Source organism: Variovorax sp. 38R, assembly GCF_014843395.1.
GTDB classification, from domain to species: Bacteria; Pseudomonadota; Gammaproteobacteria; order Burkholderiales; family Burkholderiaceae_C; genus Variovorax; species Variovorax paradoxus_H.
In genome coordinates this window covers 489,879-513,032 of sequence record NZ_CP062121.1, presented here as the reverse complement: position 1 = coordinate 513,032, position 23,154 = coordinate 489,879, and the positions used below count along the sequence as shown (strand labels likewise).

Below are 23,154 nucleotides of genomic sequence, written 5' to 3'. Positions count from 1 at the left end.
TGACAAGGTTCAGTCAAATCGCAGCCCCAGATAGGTCTCGATGCTTTCGATCGTGTGATCCAGCATGGACTCGGTCAGGCCCGGATAGACGCCGATCCAGAATGTGTCGTTCATGATCCGGTCGGTGTTCTTGAGTTCTCCGACCACACGGTAATTGCGACCCGCCATATAGGGCTGACGCAACAGATTGCCCGCAAAAAGCAGTCTCGTTCCGACCTTCTGCTGGTCGAGGTAAGTCAACAAATCGACGCGGCGCGTATTAGCGGATTCCCGCAGAGTGATGGGAAAGCCGAACCACGACGGGTCCGAGCCGGGCGTTGCTTCAGGCAGTTCCAGGAACTCTTCCGCGCCGCGAAGCCGGTCCTTCAGGTAGTTGAAGTTCTTCTTGCGGGCATCCACGAAACCGTCGAGACGGTCGAGTTGCGCGAGCGCACAGGCCGCCTGCATGTCGGTAATCTTCAGGTTGTAGCCGAGATGCGAGTACGTGTACTTGTGGTCGTAACCCTCGGGCAAATCACCAAGCTTCCAGCAAAAGCGCTTGCCGCAGGTGTTGTCTTTGCCTGGCGGGCAATAGCAGTCACGACCCCAGTCGCGAATGGATTCGGCGATCAGACGCAACTCGTCACTGTTCGTGAATACCGCGCCACCCTCGCCCATCGTGATGTGGTGAGCGGGATAAAAGCTCAAGGTACCGATATCGCCGAACGTTCCCACCAACTGCCCCTCATAGCGGGCACCGAGGGCGTCGCAGCAATCTTCGACCAGCCACAGCCCATGCTTCTGGCAAGCGGCCTTGACCACCTTCAGGTTGTACGGATTGCCCAGCGTGTGGGCCAGCATGATCGCTTTGGTGCGCGGGCCGATGGCCGCCTCGAGCAGGTCCGCATCGATGTTGTAAGTGGGGATATGCACGTCCACGAAGACGGGCACCGCGCCGCACTGCAGGATCGGATTGACCGTGGTCGGAAAACCCGCAGCGACGCCGATGACTTCATCGCCTGGCTTGATTGCACGGTCACCCAGCTTGGGCGAAGTCAGCGTGGAGAACGCCACCAGATTCGCCGATGACCCGGAATTGACCGTCATCAGATGCTTCACTCCGAGGTACGCGGCAAGGCGGCTTTCAAACAGCGTGTTGAAGCGACCTGTGGTGAGCCATGCATCGAGCGAGGCGTCTACCATCATCTGCATTTCCGGCGTGCCGACGACCTTGCCCGAAGGCGGTATCAACGTTTCGCCGGGGACGAACGGCTGGGGCTTGCCGGCCAGTTCGCCGTATTCGGCGACCAGCGCCAGAATCTTCTTGCGCAGCTCGTTTTTCTGGAATGAAACTTCAGTCATGGGTGGGGGTGCTTTCGTATTGTTCGATCTGTTCGATGGTGTATTCAGTCATGTCGCGGCCGTCGGTCCAAGCCCTTTGCCAATCGACTATTGCGGCGAGGCTCCGTCGTAGATCCCAGCGAGGAACCCAACCCAACGTTTGCCGTGCCTTGGAGCAGTCGAGCTTGAGCCAATTAGCCTCGTGGGGCTGTTCAGCTTCCGTTTCCTTACGCCACCGGGCATTGCCGCCCCACAGGCTCACCAATTGATCGGCGATCCAGGACACCGGACGCGCATCTGTATCGTTGGGACCGAAGTTCCATGCCTCGGCCCACGCAGGACCTTCGGTATGCAATTTCTCGGCGAGCATCATGTACCCCTTCAAGGGTTCCAGCACGTGCTGCCACGGTCGAATCGCGCCCGGATTGCGAATACTGGCGTCACGCTGATCGCCAAACGCGCGCAGCAGATCCGGGACCAGCCTGTCGGCCGACCAGTCGCCGCCCCCGATCACGTTGCCGGCGCGAGCGGTGGCCAACGCAACACCGTGCTGAGCGTAGCGATCCTTATTGAAGAACGACGAGCGATATGACGACGAAATCAGCTCCGCGCATCCTTTGCTGTTGCTGTAAGGGTCATAGCCCCCCATGGGCTCGCTCTCCCGATAGCCCCACGGCCATTCGCGATTTTCGTAGCACTTGTCGCTGGTAACGACCACGACCGAGCGTACCGACTTGCTGGAACGAACCGCTTCCAGCAAGTTGACCGTTCCCATGACGTTGGTCGAGTAGGTCTCAACAGGATCTGCATAGGAACGCCGCACAAGCGGTTGAGCGGCAAGATGGAACACCACTTCAGGGTCGCATGCCGCCATCGCGCCCCGCAGCAGCTCCAAGTCTCGGATGTCATCGACGATGGACTCAACCGAGCCTGACGATGCCGTCAACGAGTGAAGGCTTGGCTCATACACCGGCGCCAGCGCATAGCCGGTCACCACAGCGCCCTGTTTGGCGAGCCACAGGGCCAGCCACCCACCTTTGAAACCGGTATGCCCGGTCAGGAATACGCGCCTGCCCGCCCAAAAGGAATTAGTCATCACCACGTCTTCCATGGTGCTTTTCCGCTTTGCCAGAGTTCTTCCAAATGCATCTTGTCGCGCAGCGTATCCATTGGCTGCCAGAACCCATCGTGCTTGTAGGCGCCGAGTTGCGACTCTTTGGCCAACCGCTCTAAAGGCTCGCGCTCCCAGATCGTCTGGTCGTCGGTGATGTAGTCGATCGTCGAAGGCGAAAGGACGAAGAAGCCTCCGTTGATATGTCCGCCATCGCCTTTCGGTTTTTCCTGAAATGCTTTGACCTTGTGATCCTGCAATTCCAGCGCGCCAAACCGGCCGGGAGGGAGCGTTGCGGTCAACGTGGCCTTCAACTTGTTGGCCCGATGGAATTTGACAAGCTCGGTAATATTTATGTCACTGACACCGTCGCCATAGGTGAAGCAAAAATCCTCCTCCCCGTCTAGGTGCGCAGCCACACGTTTGAGGCGACCACCCGTCATGGTTTCATCTCCCGTATCTACGAGTGTCACCTTCCAAGGCTCTGCAAAGCGCTGATGAACGTGCATTTCATTGCGCTCCATGTCAAAGGTGACATCGGACATATGCAAGAAGTAGTTGGCAAAATACTCCTTGATGACGTACCCCTTGTAGCCGCAGCAAATGATGAATTCACGAATCCCATGAGTGGAATATATTTTCATGATATGCCAAAGCACGGGCTTGCCACCAATTTCAATCATTGGCTTTGGCTTCAGATGCGTTTCCTCAGAGATTCTAGTCCCCAGTCCCCCAGCCAATATTACAGCTTTCATTTTATTTTCAATCAAAACCAATTAATGGGAAATCGATTTCAGGCCGCCAAGGCAGCAGCCCGCTTCTGCCGAAGCCTTTCAACATAGCCCGCGCCCACAAAAACAATACTGACCAGGGTGCCGCAAATACTCCAGAAGTTGTATCTCAAATCTCCCGCCGGGGTAATGAAATACATCGGCGCCAGATAGAGCAGCGCGCTAAAAAGAGTCACGGCAGCCTCTGTTCGATAGCGAAAGGCCTTCTGCGAAAAAGTTGACGCCAAGGCCAAAATTCCGATCAAGTAATAGATCCACGCTCGGTCTACGAAGCTCTGCTTAAAAGAAACAACGTAATCCACCAAAATCGGAGTCAGTCGATTTGGCAACTGCACGATTCCAAATTTATTCTGATCGACATTTGGATGGGTGACGTAAAAGACTTCATGATCATGGAATCCCACATATTCGGAAAAAATCGCAAACCGATGCTTCAAATAGGCCCCGGGATTTTTCCTAATCGCATCCAGCCACTGTTGCGTCAATCCATCTAGTTCGCTGGCTATACGTTTTTCAACATCGTTGTTGCTAGTGATGTTCAGGTGGCGCGCGTCATAGATTTTCTTTAAATACTCTGGCGCCACTGGAAGGCCGGAATTATCCTTCAAAAAACTTTTCCCAGAAAACGCCGAAATCCCAACCAGGTCATGCCGCATGATGCTCATCATGTTGGTGTTCTTCTCAAGCCGAACAAATTCCGGAAATCGAAAACTATTGATCACCCAAACCAATGAAAATAAAATCAAAAGACATGCAAAAGCAGATAGAAAATATTTCACAAAAGAAGTTCGAACGCCACGCCCGTCCTCGCACAGAAAAAATGCGTACACAAGGATGGCCAGTGCGCCACTCGCAGCGTTGAATCTATAGGCCATTCCACAAAATAAAAAAACAACCCCGAGAGCCAGAAGTCCATTTCTTTTTGCTCCAGCCTCCAGCTTCGATGCCGCGAACATCAAAGCAAAACTGAGCATGTAGAACGCCGCGACAGCCACATCCTTCCAAACCACCAGCATTGTTCCGGCGAGAGGCGGCAGCAAAGCGAAAACTGCAAGAATAGTCAACCGGACAGGCCATGGCCAACCAATATTTTTGAGTATCCAAGCGAATGACAACAATAATGTTCCATTCTGAAATAGCTGCATCAATGTCGGGCCAGGCCAAACCCAATCGAACACCCGCCAAACGTAGCTTCCAAAGGGCGGATACTGAGAGCCTTCAACACCCTCTCTGGCTTGGCGAAGTGCCTCGACGGAGTCGAACGACATAAATCCCGGATTGGAAGCTATGCTGAACAATACCGTCACTGCGAGCGCAAAAAGGAAAACGACTCTCGAGCCAAATTTTTCAGGATTTATTTTCACGACTGTGAGATTCTTTTTTTACGCAGTACAACTCAGGAGAAGCTCAACGCTCGCTTGCCGAATAAACTTCTTTAAGGATCAATTATTTGGCAGGCTTGAGAATTCGATGTATACGGGTCAGCAAGGATCGCAACGCACTTTTTATCTTTGGATGCGTCGATAAAAACCGACGAATACGAGACCCAGCGCGCCAGTATGTGCTTTGCTCAATGGCACTCAACCTGCTCAGTTCGAGCCTCTGACGCTCGACGACTGATTCAAACTGTTTGGCAACCGCAAGAACCGCCTCCAGCGATCGCATCTTATTTTCGGCGTCGGCGCGACGCCTATCGCTGTCATCGAGCATCGTCTGTGTCGACTGAAGCTCATTTTTTAAACTCGCAGCTTCCTGTCGGAGCTCATGAAAAGTGAGGCCAGGCGGACGAGCTGGCTTCGCCAGAAAATCGTCGAACTCCTGCCGCAACGCAGCGTGCGCGGCCTCTGCCACCAAGGCCGTCGGCGAAGCGTCTTTCCATTCGACCCTTCCCCATCGCGGCGTCTGCCAGAGTGCAATCCGAAGATCCTCACGGGATGAGATAGTTTTGAGAATGCAATTGTGCTCAGCCAACAAGGGCGAAAGCGAGGGCGTATCGCCGCGACTCGCCCACAACCCTGATTCGTAAGCCCATGGAAATATCTGCGCCTGCTCTCCGTGAAAATTATTCGGTGCGAACGCGGGAAACGCGAAGTAGTGAACGGTCAGCCCGGCCGAAATTAAAAGCTCGGCCAAATCGAGGACGACAGGCTCCTCATTACATTCGAGCCAAAAAGCAGGGCCACCCGGTAGAAGAAGTGAGCGATCGGATTCGAGTATCGAATATTCAAGCCCCTCGACATCCATCTTGATCAGATCAAAACCACCATGCTCTCGAAAAATATCCGACAGCCTGACGAAACTCGTCTTGGAAACCAACTCAACGCGCGTCTCATCGGTAGTGCCGGCGAATGACAATGACCCGAGATTGCTTTCGTCATATCGCCCCGTCAACTCTTGCCCGCCGGGAACAACAGCGGCCTCAATCACGGAGGCTGGAACGCGGACCAAGCTTTCCACATTTTTTCGCAGTGCCCGCGCCACAACTGGATTGGCCTCGACAAATGCAAGGGCCGAAACCTCTGCTTCGGCCGTCAGGCCGATGCCAAAAGTCCCAACAAAAGACCCAACATCCAGAACACGCACCGGGCCACGTGGCAATGCATTCGCGACGAAACGCACCTCGTCGTGCGCCCACTCGCCGTACGCGGAAAGAAAGCGTCCGATCAAGTCATCTGCTGCTTCCGGCACGCAAAGCGCACCGTACCGCGTATCAAGAGATTTCATAAAGATCGACACTTTTAAGAAAATAAAAAATCAGCGAGGCAAGCTGCTTTTCAAACATGATTGCTCTCACACCAACTCCGAAAAGTATCGACTCCAACTGCAAAGGGATCCGAATACAGACTATGGAGTTCAGGACTATTACGCCAGAAAATTCGATGAGAACGCGGCACGGCAACTCCGTCGTCATAATGGCTATACCGCCACCACCCGGCCGGCAATCCTTTGATTGCATGATGAATTAATCGAGAGCGATACCAGCGAAGGAGCTCAAAAACCTCAGACCGCCCCTTTGAATACAACTCCAATTGCTCTTCACCCACGGAATTTACCTTGGTGAAATGAAAAAATCTGAGCAACGCATCTCCCGCGTAAATTTCCCCGACCCCATCAATAGAAATTGGACGATTACCAATATTCCAGCTGGCCACGTTGTAACCAGGATCTCTCAACACGGCGACATTGTCGAAAAGAGCGGGAGCCAAATCGCACCAGCGCTGATCGGTGAACAGCCCATTGGGGATATCGTCGTGACAAAACTCTCGGAGCCGCTCCGCCCACCAATTTGCAAAAAGATGGCCGTCCGGGCAATTTCTCACTGCAACAAACCCAAGGTTATAGACTCCGTGTTTCAAGCAGGAAATTTCATTGCCTACCACACCGATCCGGGTACGCTCGGGCGTCAAGAGATGAGGCGTCAGAACAACTGCTCGGCTTTCAAGCAACTTCTCAACGTGAATCAAAGGGGCAAATAAAGCGATATCGGGATCGATATACAAGACCCTGTCGGCGCCACTCGCCAATATTCTTTGAAGCATCGGCCCCTTGACTGCCGTACACAACTCGACTACGTCATGCCCAAAAACCCACGGATGGTGGCTTGGAACATCGAGTTCATAAACTCGCACCACATGGTCGAAATCTTCATCGTCGAGATTGAATTCAAAACCCTCCGGCTCCCGATCAGAAAGGCACAACCACAAAATCCAATCCGGATGATGCTTTCGAATCGTTTCAGCAAGTACGCGTGCGCGATCCAGATAGCTGAATGAAATGCTTGTATAACAATGAGTACTAGGCAAGGGAAACCTCTTTCAATAGCAAGTCCGCAGTACCTCTTGAGCGCAGGAGTTGCCCCCTTGTGAGCGTTTCATTGGCTCGCTGCACAACTTCTCCCGTCATGAACAACGCCCTTAGCTCAATTTCTGTGGCGACGCTCATGCCTCTTTTTTCGTCAGCGGCGACCACTGCTGGCCACACATTTCCAGCATCCCTTCGAGCAACCAAGAATGCCCCGGCAGCAAGGGCTTCGAGGGTTACGAAGGAAAAGGTCTCATAACAGCTCGACCAATTGATTACCACATCAATTTCATATTCAAGAACTGCTTCAATCATTGCATCAGCATTTCCGGGCTTGACCTCGACCAGCACCTCTGTCAAACCCTTCAATTCAGCTTTTCCGAATCCGAGGCGAAAAAATTGATAGCGCTCATCTTCGGCATGATGCTCGACAATCTTCTTGAAAGTCGCCCACCCTTTGTGCGGGGCTGCAGCCCCCAGGTGAGCAACACGCAAAGGTCTGCGCTGGATATGGTGGGAGGGCATCCCCAACTCGACGTGCGCCAATGGGAGAACCAAGGCCTTGGAATGGGGAAATGCGCCCCTGCTTTTCCAAAAATTCAGCGCCGTTTCCGAGGGTGCCAAGACAATCGGTTGAAGTTCGTCGAACAAACGCCTTAAATTTTCGAGGTGGAGACGTCTGTCGCCCCCCTCACAACAGACCATGCATGCTGAGGACTCAACCGAAGGCGCATTGCAAAATGCAATGTCATTGCGCAGCAGAAATGGATTTGTGCAAAGGCTGAAAAAATCATGCACCCATAACATGGGAGTCCCTGCAGTGCAGATTCGGGACAGTTTAGCCACCGTTTCCACGGAAAAACCCATCAAATGATGAATCACCAAATTCAAGGATTTTTGGCACTCATCTGCAGCCAGAGGCAACGAAGTCAATAAATCGCTCAGTCTGACAACTCCCTCGCGCTTGCCGTTCAATGTCAGCACTAGAAAAGTAGCGTTCTCGGCGGTCGCGTCAGCAAGAAATGGCAACGGGAATGCGGGGCAAAGATGCACATAGATCCAGCCAGCCTCGGTCAGCACTCCTTGTTCAATGGCGATTGCCGTCTGGACTCCGCCAACGCTTTTTAAATATTGATCATGACTCATGGAAATGATCGCAGCGCCCGCGCTCTTCTGGAATGCCGAAGAAATGAGTTGCTGGACAAACTCCCCGTCGAGCGGTGAATCAATGTCAAAAACCGGGGTCCAGCCGATTGCCCGTAGTCGCGCAGGACGGGCAGTCAGAACAATATCTTTTCCGCTTTCGGCGGCACGTCGCGGGGGAACGGCGGCGCGCCCTTCCTTTGCGCCATAAACTGCGTAGTGATTCAGCGGATTTAGATCCCCGGCCGCGACATCGGGATACGCGTGAAGATAAAACTTGGTGTCGAACGACGGACTAGGGTTTCGACCTTCACGCCAGCCGTGGGAAGAGTAATGCTCAAGGGGATCTAATCCTGCGGCCGCAACATCCGGATATTTCTCCAAATAAAAATCGGCATCGAACAATGCTGATGCTGCAATTTTTTCCAATGGCCAATCAGGATTGGGCACGATTTTCTTCATTTATCTCAACCCTTCAAATCAATCCTGGTGAATCAGTCATCGATTCACTCACCTAGCCAAACCCAATTTTCCGCATCGGCTGCTGGGCCGACAGGTCGAGGCTCACTCGAATAGAGCGGCCTCCGAGAAGCTGGACCCTTGCTGATCCTTTTGAGACAACAATGGATCCAACCCGGCGACAGGCCATTGGATATTCAAATCGGAGTCATTCCACACAATGCATTTTTCGTGTGAAGGCGCATAGTATTCAGTTGTCTTGTACAGAAAATCGGCCGACTCACTCAAAACAAGAAACCCGTGCGCAAAGCCTGCAGGCACCCAGAATTGCTTTTGATTTTGCTCATTGAGCTCTACACCGACCCACTGACCAAACGTCGGGGACGATTTGCGGATATCCACAGCCACGTCATAGACCGTGCCGCGCGTTACCCGCACCAACTTTCCTTGCGGTTGCTGAATTTGATAATGAAGCCCGCGCAGCACGCCTTTTGCAGAGCGTGAATGGTTGTCTTGCACGAAGGAAACATGTTTTCCCACGGCGGCGTCAAATGCGGCCTGATTGAAGCTCTCGAAGAAGAAGCCGCGTGCATCGCCGAAGACCTTCGGCTCGATGATCAGCACCTCAGGAATTGCGGTCGGTGTGGCCTTCACGAGCGCACCTCCTCAGCCAGCAGATGGCTCAGATATTTGCCGTATCCGTTCTTCTGCAGCGGCGCAGCCAGCCTCGCCAACTGCTCGCGGTCAATGAACCCATTGCGCCACGCAATCTCTTCAGGACACGCGATCTTCAGCCCCTGCCGATGCTCCAGCGTCGCAATGAACTGCCCCGCTTCGAGCAGGCTTTCGTGCGTGCCGGTATCCAGCCATGCATAGCCGCGCTGCATGATCTGGACATTCAGCTGGTTGAGGTCCAGATAGGCTTGGTTGACCGCGGTGATTTCCAGCTCGCCGCGCTCGCTGGGCTTCACGGCCTTGGCGATGTCGACGACCTGGTTGTCGTAGAAATACAGACCGGTCACGGCGTAGCTGCTCTTGGGCTTGACGGGCTTCTCTTCGATGCTGCTGGCCTTGCCGTTGGCATCGAAGGCCACCACGCCGTAGCGCTCGGGGTCATGCACGTGGTACGCGAACACGGTCGCGCCGCCCTGCTTCGCATCAGCGTCCGACAGCAGGTGAGCAAAGTCATGCCCATAGAAGATGTTGTCCCCCAACACCAGCGCACTCGGCGAATTGCCCACGAACTTCTCGCCGATGATGAAGGCTTGCGCCAGGCCATCGGGACTCGGCTGCACCGCGTACTGCAGGTTCATGCCCCACTGGCTGCCATCGCCCAGCAACTGCTGAAAGCGCGGTGTGTCCTGCGGCGTGCTGATGATCAGGATGTCACGCATGCCGCCGAGCATCAGCGTGCTCAGCGGGTAATAGATCATCGGCTTGTCGTACACCGGCAGGAGCTGCTTGCTCATGGCGAGCGTGGCGGGGTGCAGGCGGGTGCCGGAGCCGCCGGCGAGGATGATGCCTTTGCGTTGCGTCATGGGGGTCTTCTTCTGTTGGGGCCGGAAAAATCAGTCGGTCGTCAGAGCGTCTCGCGCAGCATGCGCGCGACGCCTTCCTGCCAGGGCGGCAGGCGCAGGCCGAAGGTGGTCTGCAGCTTGGTGGTGTCGAGCCGCGAGTTGTGCGGCCGCGTCGCGGGCGTCGGGAAGGCGCTGGTGGGCACGGCTTCCACGGCCTGCGGGCCGGCCTTGAGTTCGACGCCGGCTTGCTGCGCCATCTCGAGCACGAAGCGCGCGTAGCCGTGCCAACTGGTCTCGCCACCGGCGATGGCGTGGTACAGCCCGGCCTTGGTCGGGTCTTGCAGCGTGGCGCGAATGGCGTGCGCGGTGATGTCGGCCAGCAGCTCGGCGCCGGTGGGGGCACCGAACTGGTCGTCGATGACGGTCAGCTTGTCGCGCTCCTTGGCCAGGCGCAGCATGGTCTTGGCGAAGTTGCCGCCGCGTGCCGCATACACCCAGCTGGTTCGGAAGATCAGGTGCTTCGCGCAGTGCTTGGCGACCAGCTGCTCGCCTTCGAGCTTGGTCTGGCCGTACACGCTGAGCGGGCCGGTCGCGTCGTCTTCTTTCCAGGGGCGAGTGCCGCTGCCGTCGAAGACGTAGTCGGTGGAGTAATGCACCATGAGCGCGCCGATCTGCTGCGCGGCCTCGGCCACCACGCCGGGCGAGGTGGCGTTGAGCTTGCGCGCAAAGTCGGGCTCGCTCTCGGCCTTGTCGACGGCGGTGTGTGCGGCGGCATTGACGATGACGTCAGGGCGCACGGCCAGCACCGTCTCGGCCAGCTGCTCGGGACGGCTGAAGTCGGCGTGGAAGTCGGTGCTGTCGAAATCCAGCGCGACCAGTTCGCCGAGCGGCGCAAGGCTGCGCTGCAGCTCCCAGCCGACCTGTCCGCCCTTGCCAAGCAGCAGCAGCTTCATGCGGCGGCCTTCGCCGTCGTGGCGTCGTACTGCTTCTCGACCCACTCGCGGTACGCGCCGCTTTGCACGTTGCGCACCCACTCGCCGTTCGCGAGGTACCACTCGACGGTCTTGCGGATGCCGGTGCCGAAGGTCTCGGCGGGCTTCCAGCCAAGCTCGGCCTCGAGCTTGCGCGCATCGATGGCGTAGCGGCGGTCGTGGCCCGGGCGGTCCGTGACGTAGGTGATCTGTTCCTTGTACGGCTTGCCGTCGGCGCGCGGGCTCAGCTCGTCGAGCAGCGCACACACGGTGTTGACGATCTCGATGTTGGGCTTCTCGTTCCAGCCGCCGACGTTGTAGGTCTCGCCGAGCCGGCCGGCTTCGAGCACGCGGCGGATGGCGCTGCAGTGGTCCTTCACGTAGAGCCAGTCGCGCACCTGCATGCCGTCGCCGTACACGGGCAGGTTCTTGCCAGCCAGTGCATTGACGATCATCAGCGGGATCAGCTTCTCGGGGAAGTGGAACGGGCCGTAGTTGTTCGAGCAGTTGGTGGTGACCACCGGCAGGCCGTAGGTGTGGTGCCAGGCGCGCACGAGGTGGTCGCTGGCGGCCTTGCTGGCCGAGTACGGGCTGTTGGGCTCGTACTTGTTCTCTTCGGTGAAGGCCGGGTCGGTCTTGGAGAGCGAACCGTAGACCTCGTCGGTCGACACATGCAGGAAGCGGAAGGCCGCCTTCTGGTCGGCCGGCAGGGCGTTCCAGTAACCGCGCACCGACTCGAGCAGGCGGAAGGTGCCGAGCACGTTGGTCTGCACGAAGTCTTCCGGTCCGTGGATCGAGCGATCCACGTGCGATTCCGCGGCAAAGTTCACGACTGCGCGCGGTTTGTGTTCGGCCAGCAGGCGGTCGAGCAGCGCGCTGTCGCCGATGTCGCCTTGCACGAAGACGTGGTTCGCGTTGCCCTTGAGCGATGCGAGGGTCTCGAGGTTGCCTGCGTAGGTCAGCTTGTCGAGGTTCACGACGGGCTCGTCGCCCTGCGCGATCCAGTCGAGTACGAAATTGGCGCCAATGAAGCCTGCGCCGCCGGTAACCAGGATCATGGAGTCCCTCGCCTGTAGAAAAAAGTTTGCTTTACGGAAAATTAACAGTCAATTATCCCATCGGCGTGACCTGCGGATGTACAGGGCTTGGCCGGCTTGCGGGGCCCGCCTACAATCACAAACAATTGCAGGAGAGCGGGCCTCACGGAGGCCCTACCGAAGGCGCAAACTCCCATAAACGCTCAGGTCGGCCCGACGAAGTTCCAAGTGCAAACAAGGAACATCGGCAAGGGGTCAGTACTGCACTCATCGATACAGCCGTCTGGAGAGCCGCCACGCCATGTGGCGCACCGAAGGAGCAAACCCGCTGCGGGTGCAGCAGGGTGAATCTCTCAGGTACCGAGGACAGGGGGAGCGGCAACTTGGACATCGGTCGTCCGGTTGCTTGCTATTGGTTCAATAGCACTCCACGCCCGCCGTTCAAGCGCTGCAAACTCAAAGGTACTTGCAATGCGTGTGATCGTTCTTGGCGCCGGCCTGCTCGGCGTGACTTCGGCCTATTACCTCCAGCAACTCGGTCACGAGGTGACCGTGATCGATCGGCAGGCCACCCCGGCCGCCGAAACCAGCTTCGCCAACGGCGGCCAGATCTCGGTCAGCCATGCCGAACCGTGGGCCAATCCGAGCGCGCCGTTGAAGGTGCTGCAATGGCTCGGCAAGGAAGATGCGCCGCTGCTCTTCCGCATCCGCGCCGACATGCGCCAGTGGCTCTGGGGTCTGCAGTTTTTGCGCGAATGCACCCCCGCGCGCACCCGCCACAACATCGAACAGATCGTGCGTCTCGGTACATACAGCCGGGAAATGTTGCAGCAATTGCGTCGAGACACCGGCCTGAGCTATGACCAGCGCACGCAGGGCATCCTGCACTTCTATACGACGCAGAAAGAATTCGACGGCGCCCTCAAGCCTTCCGAGCAGATGCGCGCCCTGGGCTGCGAGCGCCTGGTCATCTCGGCCGACGAGGCCATCCGGATCGAACCCGCCCTCGCCCACATCCGCCCGCAACTCGCCGGCGCGACCTACACCGCCGAAGACGAGTCGGGCGACGCCAACCGTTTTGCGCGCGAGCTCGTGAAGCTGGCCGAAGCGGCCGGCGTGAGGTTCCTCATGAGCCACACCGTGACCGCGCTGCGCGAAGCCGGCGGCAGCATCGACCACATCGAGGCGACCGACAACGAAGGCCGCTTCCAGCGCATCCGCGGCGACGCCTTCGTGCTCGCGATGGGTTCGCTGAGCCCGCTGTACGCCGCGCCGCTGGGCATCCGCCTGCCGATTTACCCGGCCAAGGGCTACTCCGTGACGCTGCCCGTGAAGGACGCATCGAAGGCCCACCAGGTCTCGCTGACCGACGACGAATACAAGCTGGTGTTCTCGCGCTACACGTCCGAGTCGGGCGACCGCCTGCGCATCGCCGGCACGGCCGAACTCAACGGCTACGACCGCGACCTGAACCGCGTGCGCTGCGAAGCGATCGTGCGACGCGTCGAAGAACTCTTCCCCGGCGCCGGCGATACCGAGCGCGCGCAGTTCTGGACCGGCCTGCGCCCGGCCACGCCGAGCAACGTGCCGCTGATCGGCAAGACCAAGCTGCCGAACCTGTTCCTCAACACGGGCCACGGCACGCTCGGCTGGACGCACGCCTGCGGCTCGGGCAAGTCGATCGCGCGCATCGTGAGCGGGCTCGCGCCCGAGGTCGACTTCGCGTTCGCCGGCATGCCGGCGCCCGCGCCGCGCGCCGTGCAGCCCGCACTGGGCTGACACGACACGCACCCTCGGGTCACGCCTTGAACGTGACCCAGGGCTTGAGTCGCACGGCGCAGCGGATGAGCCCTGCGCTTTCCTGCGCGTCGATCACCGCGCCGATCGGCTTGTAGGCCTGCGGCGCCTCTTCGATGCGGCGCTCCTCGCGCAGCGTCACGCACTGCCAGCTGGCGTCCGCATCATCAGGTGCAGGCCGCATCGCGCGCACTTCCTGCCGCCGCATGCGCCGACCGGCGCCATGGCTGCACGACCACAGCCAGTCTTCATGGCCCAGCCCGGTCGCGAGGTACGAGTGATCGCCCATCGACCCCGGAATCAGCGCGAGGTCGCCCGCGTGCGCCGGCGTCGCGCCCTTGCGATGGATGTTCATGCCGTGCTCGCGCAGCACCACGTTGTGCGGCACGTCGACCACCAGCGTCGACGCCGTCGCGCCCAGCAGCTCGGCGAAGTCCTTGCGCACCAGCTCGGCCAGCACGACGCGGTTGGCCCACGCATAACGCGCGGCCACACCCATGGCCTCGAGGTATTCCTGCGCCAGCGGTCCGGCCAGACCGTACAGCCCGCTCTTCGGATGGCGCAGGCCCTGCGGCCACTCGGCCCGCGCGCGGTCCATCCAGCGGCCTCCGACATGGAACCCGATGTCGCGCGAACCGCTGTGGATCATCACGACGACCTCGCCGGCCTTGAGCCCCGCGCGGTACGCCGCGTGCCGGTCCATCACCTGGTCGACCACCTGCAGCTCGACGAAGTGATTGCCGCTGCCCGGCGTGCCGAGGCACGGGTCACGGAACACCTCGTGGCGCGCGCCGGTGTAGGCCGGCGGTGCGTGCCGCGACTGCCCGCCGAAGCTCGCGAGGCCGATGCACGCGCCGATCTCGGCCTGCAGCCGATCGCGGTCGCAAGAGGCCCAGAGCCCATCGCCGCGCACCGCGTCCAGGAACGCCGCCGGCCCTTCGTCGAACAGCGCGCGAAACGCCGCCGTGTGCACCGGCACGTCGCGCCCGTTGTCGAGCAGGCTGCGCGTGAGCCGCGCAAGCAGCTGCGTCTTGTGCGGCGCCACCTGGTCCAGCGTGAGGCCGGTGGTCAGCAGGCGCATGCCGCAGTTGATGTCGGTGCCGACCGCTGCGGGAATCACGAAGTCGCCATCGGTCGCGACGACGCTGCCCACCGGTGCGACCGAGCCCGGATGAAAGTCCGGCGTCGCGCAGGCCTTGCACACGCCGTGTTCGCCGTCGGGCGAGCGCACGCTGGCGAAGGCCAGCAGCTGGTTCACGGCTTTTTCTTCCAGCGGCAGGCTGTGCGGCAGAAGGACGGTCGCCTGCGCGGCCTCGTTGCGCAGGTGATAGATGCCGTCGCGGTAATCGACGGCGATGTTCGCGCGCGAAAAGGCGCGCTGGAGTCTCGAAAAATGACTGTGTGTGGGGCTGCCCATGGCTGCAATTCCATTCGGGGAAACCGTGTCGGTTTCCGGGCCCCGGTCACATCGCGTGGCGGGGCGAAAGAGATCGACCGCGTGCTTCGAGGCGCGCGGATCACTCTTTCTTGCAGCAGCAGAGATTCAAGAAAGCGGGCGAATTCTAGCGACGCGAGCCGCCTGCGAAAACTGCGCGCAGGCGCCGCGTCGTTTTTTCCCGTCAGTCCGGCGCCGTGAACACCGTCAGCACGCCGGTGTAGCCGTACAGGTGGTGGCGTGCGATTTCGCCGGCGGCGAAGAAGCCGACCAGCGGCACGTCGCCCAGCGCATGCCGCACGATCTGCAGCTCGGCGCCCGGTGCGCCGAAGTGCGGACCGCCGCGCCCTGAGCAGCTCACGTACACCGCGCCCGCGATGCGCCGCGCCGGATGCGGCGCGGCTTCGGCCTCGCCGGCCGCCACGGCGCGCGCGGTGGCCAGCGTCTGTTCTTCGGGCTCGAGCTCTTCGCGGATCTCGGCGCAGATGCGCATGAGGTCGGCGCGTGCCGCCTGCGCGTTGCGGCGGCAAAAGCTCAGCCGCATGCCGGCTTCGGCGTTGTCGGCGATGGCGATGCCGCGGCGCGTCGGATCGAGGCCGATGATGTGGCGCACCAGCACGTCGGCGCCCAGGTCGCCGGTGCGGCGCAGGCCGTCGCTGCCCGCGTCGGCCAGGCCGACCAGCGTGTTGCGCACGGCGTCGATGGCTTCCTGCGGGCGGTCGAGCGACACCTGCAGGTCGGCCAGCAGCACGTCGAGCGCCGGCTCGCCGTCGAGCGACAGCAGCAGGTTGCCGTCGGCCTCGGTGATCTCGCGCTCGCGCGCGCCGCCCGTGCGCAGCGGCTGGCAGCCCTGCGTGACGCGCGACACCAGCCGCACGCCCTCGCCGAACACCACACCCGACAGGCCGCCCGAGAACACACCGCCCGCCGCGCCGTGGCCGCGGATGTTGCCGTTGCCGCCGACCGCGAACTGCAGCGCCCCGCCGCGGCCGGACGAAAGTCCGCCGAACAGGTAGCCGGTGTCGGTACGGCCCGCCATCTCGCCGATGAGCTCGCCCAGGTCGGGCGTGGCGGGGTCGGCGTGCACAAGCGCGGTGTGCGCCTCGAAGCCGCTCATTTCAGAGCTGCCCAGCGGCGCCACGCCCGAGAACACGCGGTATTGGTCGCTCGGCAGCGCGCACAGCATCAGGCTCAGGCCGGGCTCGTCGAAGTACTCGGCGTTGTTGGCCGACACACCGATGCCGACGGTGCCCGACCAGTCGGTCACCTCCGGCAGTTCGGCGCTCAGGTGATCGAGGATCTCCTGCGCCTCGCTCGCGTAGTGGTCGGTGATGTACAGCAGCCCGAGCGTCGGGTTCGACGCGTAGTCGGGCAGCGCCATCTGCGCGCGCAATTGGGCCAGCACGAGGCCGGCGGCCATGCGCCATTGCGGGTGGGTGGCATGGCCGGTGGGAAACAGTTTCATGGTGCGTACCGACCCGTGCGTCGTCGTCTGAAGAGGTGGCTGTAAGACGTCAGCGCCGGCCGGAGGTTCGCTTGCGCGCGGCGGCGGACGTGGTTTTCTTGCGCGCGGCGGGCGCCGGCGCGGCTTTCTTTGCGGCGGTTTTCTTCGGTGCAGTCTTGGCGGCCGGCTTGCGCGCCGCCGTCACCTTGCCGATGGCCTGCTCCACGGCGTCGGCCAGCGGCTGCGCCATGGCCGGCACCTTGAGCTGCGCTGCGTCCTGCAGCGCCGTGCTCGCGATCTGCTGGAACTGCTCGGTGAGCGAGCCCCACCATTGCATCGGGTCGACCCCGCCGGCGGCACCGTTGGACGATGCGGACCTGGCGCGCGACTTCTTCTTCGGCGCCGGGGTTTCTTCTTCTGCTTCTTCCTCGGCCTCGTCGAACTCTTCTTCCTCTTCCTCGACGGCTTCCGGTTCGGGCCGGGCTGCCGGGGCCGGAGCAGCAGGGGCCGGCGCGGGCGCCATGGCCGCAGCCTGCTGGGTGAACGCGCTGGCGATGTCTTCCATCCGCACGTTCATGCCGCGCAGGGTCGACAGCGTCATCTTCTGCACCTCGAGCGCCTGAATGGTCGCCTTGAGCGCGTGGCCGTTCTGCTCGAGCCAGTACTGGACCGTCTTCAGTTCCTGGATGCGCTTGTCGACCTCTTCGACGCTCATGGTGGGCGCGACCCAGCTGGCGAGGCTGGGGATGCCGGGCACCGACCCGGAGCCCGCTGCGGCACCGCCGGCGAGGTTCTTCAGGAAGTCGAATCCGGGGACGAACTGGCTGAAGTCGAAGGGTTTGCTGGCGTTGCTCATGCGGGAGGTCTCCTGGCTGGGTTTTCTTCTGTTGCCAGCTTACTCCAAGCCCTTTGCAAGCGAATCAGAGCTCGTCCCTGACCCGGCTGAAAACTTTCCAGAACGCCGCGTCCTGCGAGGTCGCGAAGTTGATCCGCATCATCGTGCTCGGCGGGCGGCGCGCATGGAACAGCGAGCCCGGCGCCAGCAGGTAGCCCTGGTCGAGCATGCGTTGCGTGAGCGCGTCGGTGTCGACGCCCGTGTCGACCCAGCCGAACAGCCCTGCGGGCTCCGAGGCGAAGGTGCAGCCGTGCGACATGGCGAGCTTCACCGCACGGCCGCGCGCACCGTCGAGCCGGATGCGCACGCGCTCCGAATGGCGGCGCAGTTGGCCCTGGTCGATGCACCACGACAGCGCCCGCTCGAACAGCGTGGGCGAGGTCAGCGTGGCCAGCAGCTTGGTCTCGAGCAGCCGCTCTTTCAGCGCGGGCGACGCCGCCAGGAAGCCGATGCGCCAGTTGGGCGCCAGGATCTTCGCGAAGCCGCTCACGTAGATCGTGCGCTGCAGCCCGTCGAGCGCGCTGAGCCGCGTGGCGTGCTCGGGCGCGAGGTGGCTGTAGGTGTCGTCCTCGACGATGTGGAAGTCGTATTCGTTCGCCAGCTTGAGCACGCGGTGCGCGCTGCCCGGCGTGAGGCTGTAGCCGGTCGGGTTGTGCAGCACGCTCACGCTGACGAAGAGCTTGGGGCTGTGCAGCTTGCAGTACTGCGCCATCACATCGAGGTCGGGCCCGTCGGCGCGGCGCGGCACCGGCAGGATGCGCATGCCCAGCGCCTCGAGCCGCGCGAACTCCAGCGCCCAGCCGGGCTCCTCGACCATCACGGGATCGCCCGCGCGCAGCAGCGTGCGGCTCACGACGTCGAGTGCGTGCGTGGCGCCAATGGTGGTGACGATCTGGTCCGGCCCGGCCGGCACGTTGATGCGCACCAGCTTCTGCGACAGGCTGCGGCGCAGCGCCAAGTCGCCCGAGGGCTCGCCGTACTGCAGCGACAGTTCCTGCAGCGCCGACGTGGTCGTCACGCGGCGCACCGCGGTCGCCAGGAAAGTCGAGGCCATCCAGTCGGGCGGGAACACGCCCATGCCCGGCTGCGGCTTGTCGCTCGGGCGGTGAAACATGCTGCGGATCAGCGAGCTGGCGTCGGCCGGTACACGCGAGGCCATCATCGGCGGGACCTCGGGCGCGGCATGCGCCGGGTTGCGCGAACTCTCGGGCACGGGCGCCGCGTCGCGCACATAGAAGCCGCGCTGGCGGCGCGCCTCGACCAGGCCTTGCGCGAGCAGCTGGTCGTACGCGGCAACCACGGTGTACGGGCTCACGCCCTGCTGGCGCGCGCATTCGCGCACCGAGGGCAGGCGCGCGCCGGGTGCCAGCAGCCGGTTGCGGATGCGCTCGGCAAGGCGGTCGGCCAGCTGCCCGGTCAGGGACTGGGTGGAGGTTCGGGTCAGCATCGGGTCGGTCTGCATCGCACAAAGACTGCGGTGTGTGTCGAAGGAATGACCAATACAGATTTCAGATTTGTTCGATCATCTGTACTGGAACTGTAATGGTCCAAAGTTTAGAGTCTGTGACATGAACTGGCAAGAATTCACCGCGCTGCTGGTGCTGGCCACGGCGATGAGCTTCTCGCCCGGACCCAACACCACGCTCTCCACCGCCCTGGCGGCCAACGGCGGCCTGCCGCGCGCCATGCGCTTCGTGGTCGCGGTGCCGGTCGGCTGGACCTTGCTGCTGGCGATCTGCGCGGCCGGCCTCGGCGCGCTGGTGGTGGCGATGCCGCCGCTGCGCCTGGCGATCAAGGGCCTGGGCATCGCCTACCTGCTGTGGCTGGCCTACAAGCTCAGCGGCAGCGCCCAGCTCGGCAAGGCCGACAACGCCAGCCTCTCCGTCGGGTTCACGCAGGGCGTGATGCTGCAGTTCGTGAACATCAAGGCCTGGCTGCTCGCGCTCACGCTGGTGGCCGGCTGGATCGCCGGCCAGCCCGACGCGTTCGCGCGCTTCGCCATCGTCGCGCCCGTGATGCTGACCTACGCCTTCGCCAGCAACTTCGCCTATGCGCTGGTCGGCGCGCTTCTGCGCGAGTGGCTGGCCAAGGGCACGCGCCTGCTGTGGTTCAACCGCGCGATGGGCCTCATCCTCGTCCTCACGGCGTGGTGGATGGTGAGCGTATGAAGCTCGCCATAAAAGACGAAACGCTGGGCATGTGGCTCGGCGTGGTGGGCGTCGCGCTGTTCGCCGTCACGCTGCCGATGACGCGGCTGGCCACGGGCACGCAAGACGCGCCGCAGCTGTCCCCGTGGTTCGTCACGGTCGGGCGCGCCGCGCTGGCGGGCGTGCTGTCGGTCATCTTCCTGCTGGTGACGCGTTCGCCGCGCCCGGCAACGCACCAATGGAAGCCGCTGGGCATGGCGGTGCTGGGCAACGCCATCGGCTATCCGCTGCTGCTGGGCTACGCGCTGCGCGTGGTCACGGCCAGCCACGCGGCGGTGGTGACGGCGCTGCTGCCGCTGGTGACGGCCGCGGTCGCGGCCTGGGTGCTGCACCAGCGCGCGCGGCTGGGCTTCTGGCTCTGCGCCGTCGCGGGCAGCCTGCTGGTGGTGGTGTTCTCGGTGCTGCGCGCGCAACAGAGCGGCCACGGCTTCGGCTTCGAATGGGCCGACCTGCTGCTGGTCGGCGCGGTCATCGCGGCGTCGGTCGGCTACATCTACGGCGCGCAGGTCACGCCCGCGCTCGGCGCCGAGCGCGTGATCTGCTGGGTCTGCGTGATGGCGCTGCCCGTATCGCTGCCCGCCACGATCGCGCTGTGGCCGCAGCAGCCCGTGGCCACGTCGGCCTGGGTCGGCTTCACCTACGTGGGCATGTTCTCGATGTGGATCGGCTTCTTCGCGTGGTACCGCGGTTTGGCCCTGGGCGGCGCGCTGCGCGTGAGCCAGACGCAGCTGCTGCAGCCCTTCCTGTCGATCCTCGCGTCGATCCCGCTGCTGGGCGAACCACTCGACGTGGTGACGCTGGGCTTCGCCGCCGCCGTGGTCGCCACGGTGGTCGTGGGCAAGCGGCTGTCGCAACCGGCGGCCGCACCGGCCGCCGTGCCGCGCGGCGCCGAGCCGCAGGCCAGGAGCTGACGACGATGACGCTGTTCAGCCATGTCACCGTCGGCTGCACCGACCTGTCGCGCGCCGCCGTCTTCTACGACGCGGTGCTCGCGCCGCTCGGCCTCATCCGCCGCCCCGTGACGCCCGACGGCGGCCCCGACGCCGCCTGCTGGATCGTGCCGGGACAGACGCTGCCGCGCTTCTACGTGTATCTCCCGCTGGACGGCGAACCCGCCAGCGCCGGCAACGGCAGCATGGTCGCGTTCTGCGCGCCCTCGCCGCAAGCCGTTCATGCCGCCCACGAGGCGGCCCTGCGCCACGGTGGCCGCGACGACGGCGCGCCCGGGCCCCGCCCCCGTTACGGGCAGGGCTATTACGGCGCCTACCTGCGCGACCCGGACGGCAACAAAATCCATGTCGTGCACCGTGGCGACATTCCGCCGCCCTGACCCCACACTCAGACTCACCTCACCTCTCATCCGCCAGAAAGAAGAAAGCCTCCCATGAACTGGAAACTCGCCGCCCGCGCCGCCAAGATGAATCCTTCGGTGCTGCGTGAAATCCTCAAGGTCACCGAGCGCCCCGGCATCATCAGCCTGGCCGGCGGCCTGCCCTCGCCCAAGACCTTCCCCATCCAGGAATTCGCCGACGCCTGCGCCGAAGTGCTGCACAACGACGGCGCCGCCGCGCTGCAGTACGCCGCCAGCGAAGGCTACGCACCGCTGCGCCAGGCCGTGGCCGACATGCTGCCCTGGGACGTCGATGCCTCGCAGGTGCTCATCACCACCGGCTCGCAGCAGGGCCTCGACCTCGTGGCGAAGGTGCTGATCGATCCGGGCAGCAAGGTGCTGGTCGAAACGCCCACCTACCTGGGCGCGCTGCAGGCCTTCGGCCCGATGGAGCCGCACCCCGTGGGCGTGGCCAGCGACGACGACGGCGTGATCGTCGACGACCTCGTGAGCAAGGCCGCCGACGCGCGCTTCGTCTACCTGCTGCCCAACTTCCAGAACCCCACCGGCCGCACCATGACCGAGGCGCGCCGCGCCGCCGTGTCGGCTGCCGCCGCTGCCGCCAACCTGCCGATCGTCGAAGACAACCCCTACGGCGAACTCTGGTTCGACGAAGCCCCGCCGCTGCCGCTGGCCGCGCGCAACCCCGAAGGCGTGATCTACCTGGGCTCGTTCTCGAAGGTGCTGGCCCCGGGCCTGCGCCTGGGCTTCCTGGTGGCGCCGAAGGCCATCTTCCCCAAGCTGCTGCAGGCCAAGCAGGCGGTCGACCTGCACACGCCGATCTTCACGCAGCGCATGGTCTCGGCCGTGATGCGAGACGGTTTCCTCGACCGCCACGTGCCCACCATCCGCGCGCTGTACAAGCGCCAGCGCGACGCGATGATCGCCGCGCTCACGCGCGAGATGGCCGGCCTCGATGTGAAGTTCAACGCCCCCAAGGGCGGCATGTTCCTGTGGGCGCGCCTGCCCGAGGGCATCGACACCGTGACCCTGCTGCCCAAGGCGGTCGAGCGCAACGTGGCCTTCGTGCCCGGCGCACCGTTCTACGCGGGCGAGGGCGATCCGCGCACGCTGCGCCTGTCGTTCGTGACGGCCAGCGTCGAAGAGATCGACACCGCCATCGCCGCGCTCGCGCTCACGCTGCGCGAAGAGCTGGCACTGCTCGCCCCTGCCCCCGCTCACGCCTGAACCGGCCCACGACGATGCACATCGCCATCCTCACCTTCGACGGTTTCAACGAGCTCGACTCGCTGGTCGCGCTCGGTGTGCTCAACCGCGTGAAGAAGCCCGGCTGGCGCGTGACACTGGCCTCGCCCAGCGCCACCGTGACCTCGATGAACGGCGTCACGGTGCACGCCACCGCGACGCTCGAATCGGCTTGCGAGGCGGGTGCGGTGATCGTCGGCAGCGGCATCCGCACACGCGAGATCGCCGCCGACGCGGGCCTCATGGGCGTGCTGCGCGGGCTCGACCCGTCGCGCCAGCTCATCGGCGCGCAATGCTCGGGCACGCTGCTGCTCGCCAAGCTCGGCCTGCTGGGCACGGTGCCGGCGTGCACCGATCTCACGACCAAGCCCTGGGTGCAGGAGGCCGGCATCGAGGTGCTCAACCAGCCCTTCTTCGCGCAGGGCAACGTGGCCACCGCTGGCGGCTGCTTCTCGGCGCCCTACCTCGCGGCGTGGCTCATCGCGCGCACCGAAGGCCTTGAAGCTGCGAAGAGCGCGCTGCATTACGTCGCGCCGGTCGGCGAGAAAGACGACTACGTGGCGCGCGCGATGCGCAACATCGAGCCGTACCTGCAGGCGCAGCAACCGGCCACGGCCTGATCCACGGAAC

The 23,154-nt window shown here is 62.4% G+C and carries 21 protein-coding genes and 2 riboswitches; of the genes, 6 read left to right on the top strand and 15 right to left on the bottom strand.

From position 1 onward, the window contains the following. Positions 1–9: 9 nt before the first annotated feature. The 11 genes from rfbH to rfbB form a co-directional block, all read right to left on the bottom strand. Entirely contained in the window at positions 10–1,341 is a 1,332-nt protein-coding gene (gene rfbH, locus IG196_RS02225) for a lipopolysaccharide biosynthesis protein RfbH (protein WP_192194840.1), read from the bottom strand. Beyond that, positions 1,334–2,431: a CDP-glucose 4,6-dehydratase gene (gene rfbG / locus IG196_RS02220; protein WP_225616900.1), complete on the bottom strand. Its 1,098-nt coding sequence runs from the start codon at positions 2,429–2,431 to the stop codon at positions 1,334–1,336. The genes rfbH and rfbG overlap by 8 nt, the downstream gene beginning before the upstream one ends. Then, positions 2,416–3,186, bottom strand: coding sequence for a glucose-1-phosphate cytidylyltransferase (gene rfbF, locus IG196_RS02215; RefSeq protein ID WP_192194839.1), 771 nt, complete (start codon positions 3,184–3,186; stop codon positions 2,416–2,418). The genes rfbG and rfbF overlap by 16 nt, the downstream gene beginning before the upstream one ends. A gap of 38 nt (positions 3,187–3,224) precedes the next feature. Next, positions 3,225–4,586 (bottom strand): hypothetical protein, encoded by a 1,362-nt coding sequence (locus IG196_RS02210; protein ID WP_192194837.1) that lies wholly within the window; start codon positions 4,584–4,586, stop codon positions 3,225–3,227. Positions 4,587–4,668: 82 nt separating this feature from the next. After that, positions 4,669–5,946: an FkbM family methyltransferase gene (locus IG196_RS02205; RefSeq protein ID WP_192194836.1), complete on the bottom strand. Its 1,278-nt coding sequence runs from the start codon at positions 5,944–5,946 to the stop codon at positions 4,669–4,671. Between the two features lie 50 nt (positions 5,947–5,996). After that, positions 5,997–7,025 (bottom strand): hypothetical protein, encoded by a 1,029-nt coding sequence (locus tag IG196_RS02200; protein ID WP_192194834.1) that lies wholly within the window; start codon positions 7,023–7,025, stop codon positions 5,997–5,999. Continuing rightward, positions 7,018–8,628 carry a hypothetical protein gene (locus tag IG196_RS02195; RefSeq protein ID WP_192194833.1) on the bottom strand — a complete coding sequence of 537 codons (1,611 nt, stop codon included), beginning with the start codon at positions 8,626–8,628 and terminating at the stop codon, positions 7,018–7,020. Before IG196_RS02195 ends, IG196_RS02200 begins: the two co-directional genes overlap by 8 nt. Before the next feature lie 102 nt (positions 8,629–8,730). Beyond that, on the bottom strand, positions 8,731–9,279 hold the full coding sequence (gene rfbC, locus IG196_RS02190; protein ID WP_192194832.1) for a dTDP-4-dehydrorhamnose 3,5-epimerase: 549 nt from the start codon (positions 9,277–9,279) through the stop codon (positions 8,731–8,733). Further along, entirely contained in the window at positions 9,276–10,163 is an 888-nt protein-coding gene (gene rfbA / locus IG196_RS02185) for a glucose-1-phosphate thymidylyltransferase RfbA (RefSeq protein WP_192194830.1), read from the bottom strand. Before rfbA ends, rfbC begins: the two co-directional genes overlap by 4 nt. 41 nt (positions 10,164–10,204) lie before the next feature. After that, entirely contained in the window at positions 10,205–11,095 is an 891-nt protein-coding gene (gene rfbD / locus IG196_RS02180; protein WP_099794923.1) for a dTDP-4-dehydrorhamnose reductase, read from the bottom strand. After that, on the bottom strand, positions 11,092–12,171 hold the full coding sequence (gene rfbB / locus IG196_RS02175; protein ID WP_192194829.1) for a dTDP-glucose 4,6-dehydratase: 1,080 nt from the start codon (positions 12,169–12,171) through the stop codon (positions 11,092–11,094). Before rfbB ends, rfbD begins: the two co-directional genes overlap by 4 nt. Before the next feature lie 118 nt (positions 12,172–12,289). Next, positions 12,290–12,379: riboswitch (glycine riboswitch) on the top strand. Between the two features lie 44 nt (positions 12,380–12,423). Next, a riboswitch (glycine riboswitch) is annotated at positions 12,424–12,530 on the top strand. A gap of 91 nt (positions 12,531–12,621) precedes the next feature. Here rfbB and IG196_RS02170 point away from each other — a divergent pair. Continuing rightward, complete coding sequence (locus IG196_RS02170; RefSeq protein ID WP_192194828.1) at positions 12,622–13,929, top strand: D-amino acid dehydrogenase; 1,308 nt, start codon at positions 12,622–12,624, stop codon at positions 13,927–13,929. A 19-nt stretch (positions 13,930–13,948) separates the two neighbouring features. On the opposite strand, the gene IG196_RS02165 is transcribed toward IG196_RS02170, so the two are convergent. The 4 genes from IG196_RS02165 to IG196_RS02150 form a co-directional block, all read right to left on the bottom strand. After that, positions 13,949–15,364, bottom strand: coding sequence for an RtcB family protein (locus tag IG196_RS02165; RefSeq protein WP_192194826.1), 1,416 nt, complete (start codon positions 15,362–15,364; stop codon positions 13,949–13,951). 202 nt (positions 15,365–15,566) lie between these two features. Next, positions 15,567–16,847 (bottom strand): FIST C-terminal domain-containing protein, encoded by a 1,281-nt coding sequence (locus IG196_RS02160; protein ID WP_101488545.1) that lies wholly within the window; start codon positions 16,845–16,847, stop codon positions 15,567–15,569. A gap of 49 nt (positions 16,848–16,896) precedes the next feature. Then, positions 16,897–17,682, bottom strand: coding sequence for a PhaM family polyhydroxyalkanoate granule multifunctional regulatory protein (locus IG196_RS02155; RefSeq protein ID WP_192194825.1), 786 nt, complete (start codon positions 17,680–17,682; stop codon positions 16,897–16,899). 64 nt (positions 17,683–17,746) lie between these two features. Next, a complete protein-coding gene (locus IG196_RS02150; protein ID WP_192194823.1) occupies positions 17,747–19,168 on the bottom strand; it encodes a PLP-dependent aminotransferase family protein in 1,422 nt (473 codons plus the stop codon). Between the two features lie 121 nt (positions 19,169–19,289). Here IG196_RS02150 and IG196_RS02145 point away from each other — a divergent pair, with 121 nt between their 5' ends. From IG196_RS02145 to IG196_RS02125, 5 genes are read left to right on the top strand one after another with little or no spacing between them, the layout of a single operon-like run. After that, positions 19,290–19,889 carry a LysE family translocator gene (locus IG196_RS02145; protein WP_192194822.1) on the top strand — a complete coding sequence of 200 codons (600 nt, stop codon included), beginning with the start codon at positions 19,290–19,292 and terminating at the stop codon, positions 19,887–19,889. Then, the gene (locus IG196_RS02140) at positions 19,886–20,839 is read left to right on the top strand and encodes a DMT family transporter (protein WP_192194820.1); all 954 of its coding nucleotides are present in this window, start codon (positions 19,886–19,888) and stop codon (positions 20,837–20,839) included. The genes IG196_RS02145 and IG196_RS02140 overlap by 4 nt, the downstream gene beginning before the upstream one ends. Before the next feature lie 11 nt (positions 20,840–20,850). Next, on the top strand, positions 20,851–21,258 hold the full coding sequence (locus tag IG196_RS02135; RefSeq protein WP_192196895.1) for a VOC family protein: 408 nt from the start codon (positions 20,851–20,853) through the stop codon (positions 21,256–21,258). A gap of 54 nt (positions 21,259–21,312) precedes the next feature. Continuing rightward, complete coding sequence (locus tag IG196_RS02130) at positions 21,313–22,506, top strand: PLP-dependent aminotransferase family protein (RefSeq protein WP_192194818.1); 1,194 nt, start codon at positions 21,313–21,315, stop codon at positions 22,504–22,506. 14 nt (positions 22,507–22,520) lie between these two features. Further along, positions 22,521–23,144, top strand: coding sequence for a DJ-1/PfpI family protein (locus IG196_RS02125; protein ID WP_192194816.1), 624 nt, complete (start codon positions 22,521–22,523; stop codon positions 23,142–23,144). Positions 23,145–23,154 lie beyond the last annotated feature (10 nt).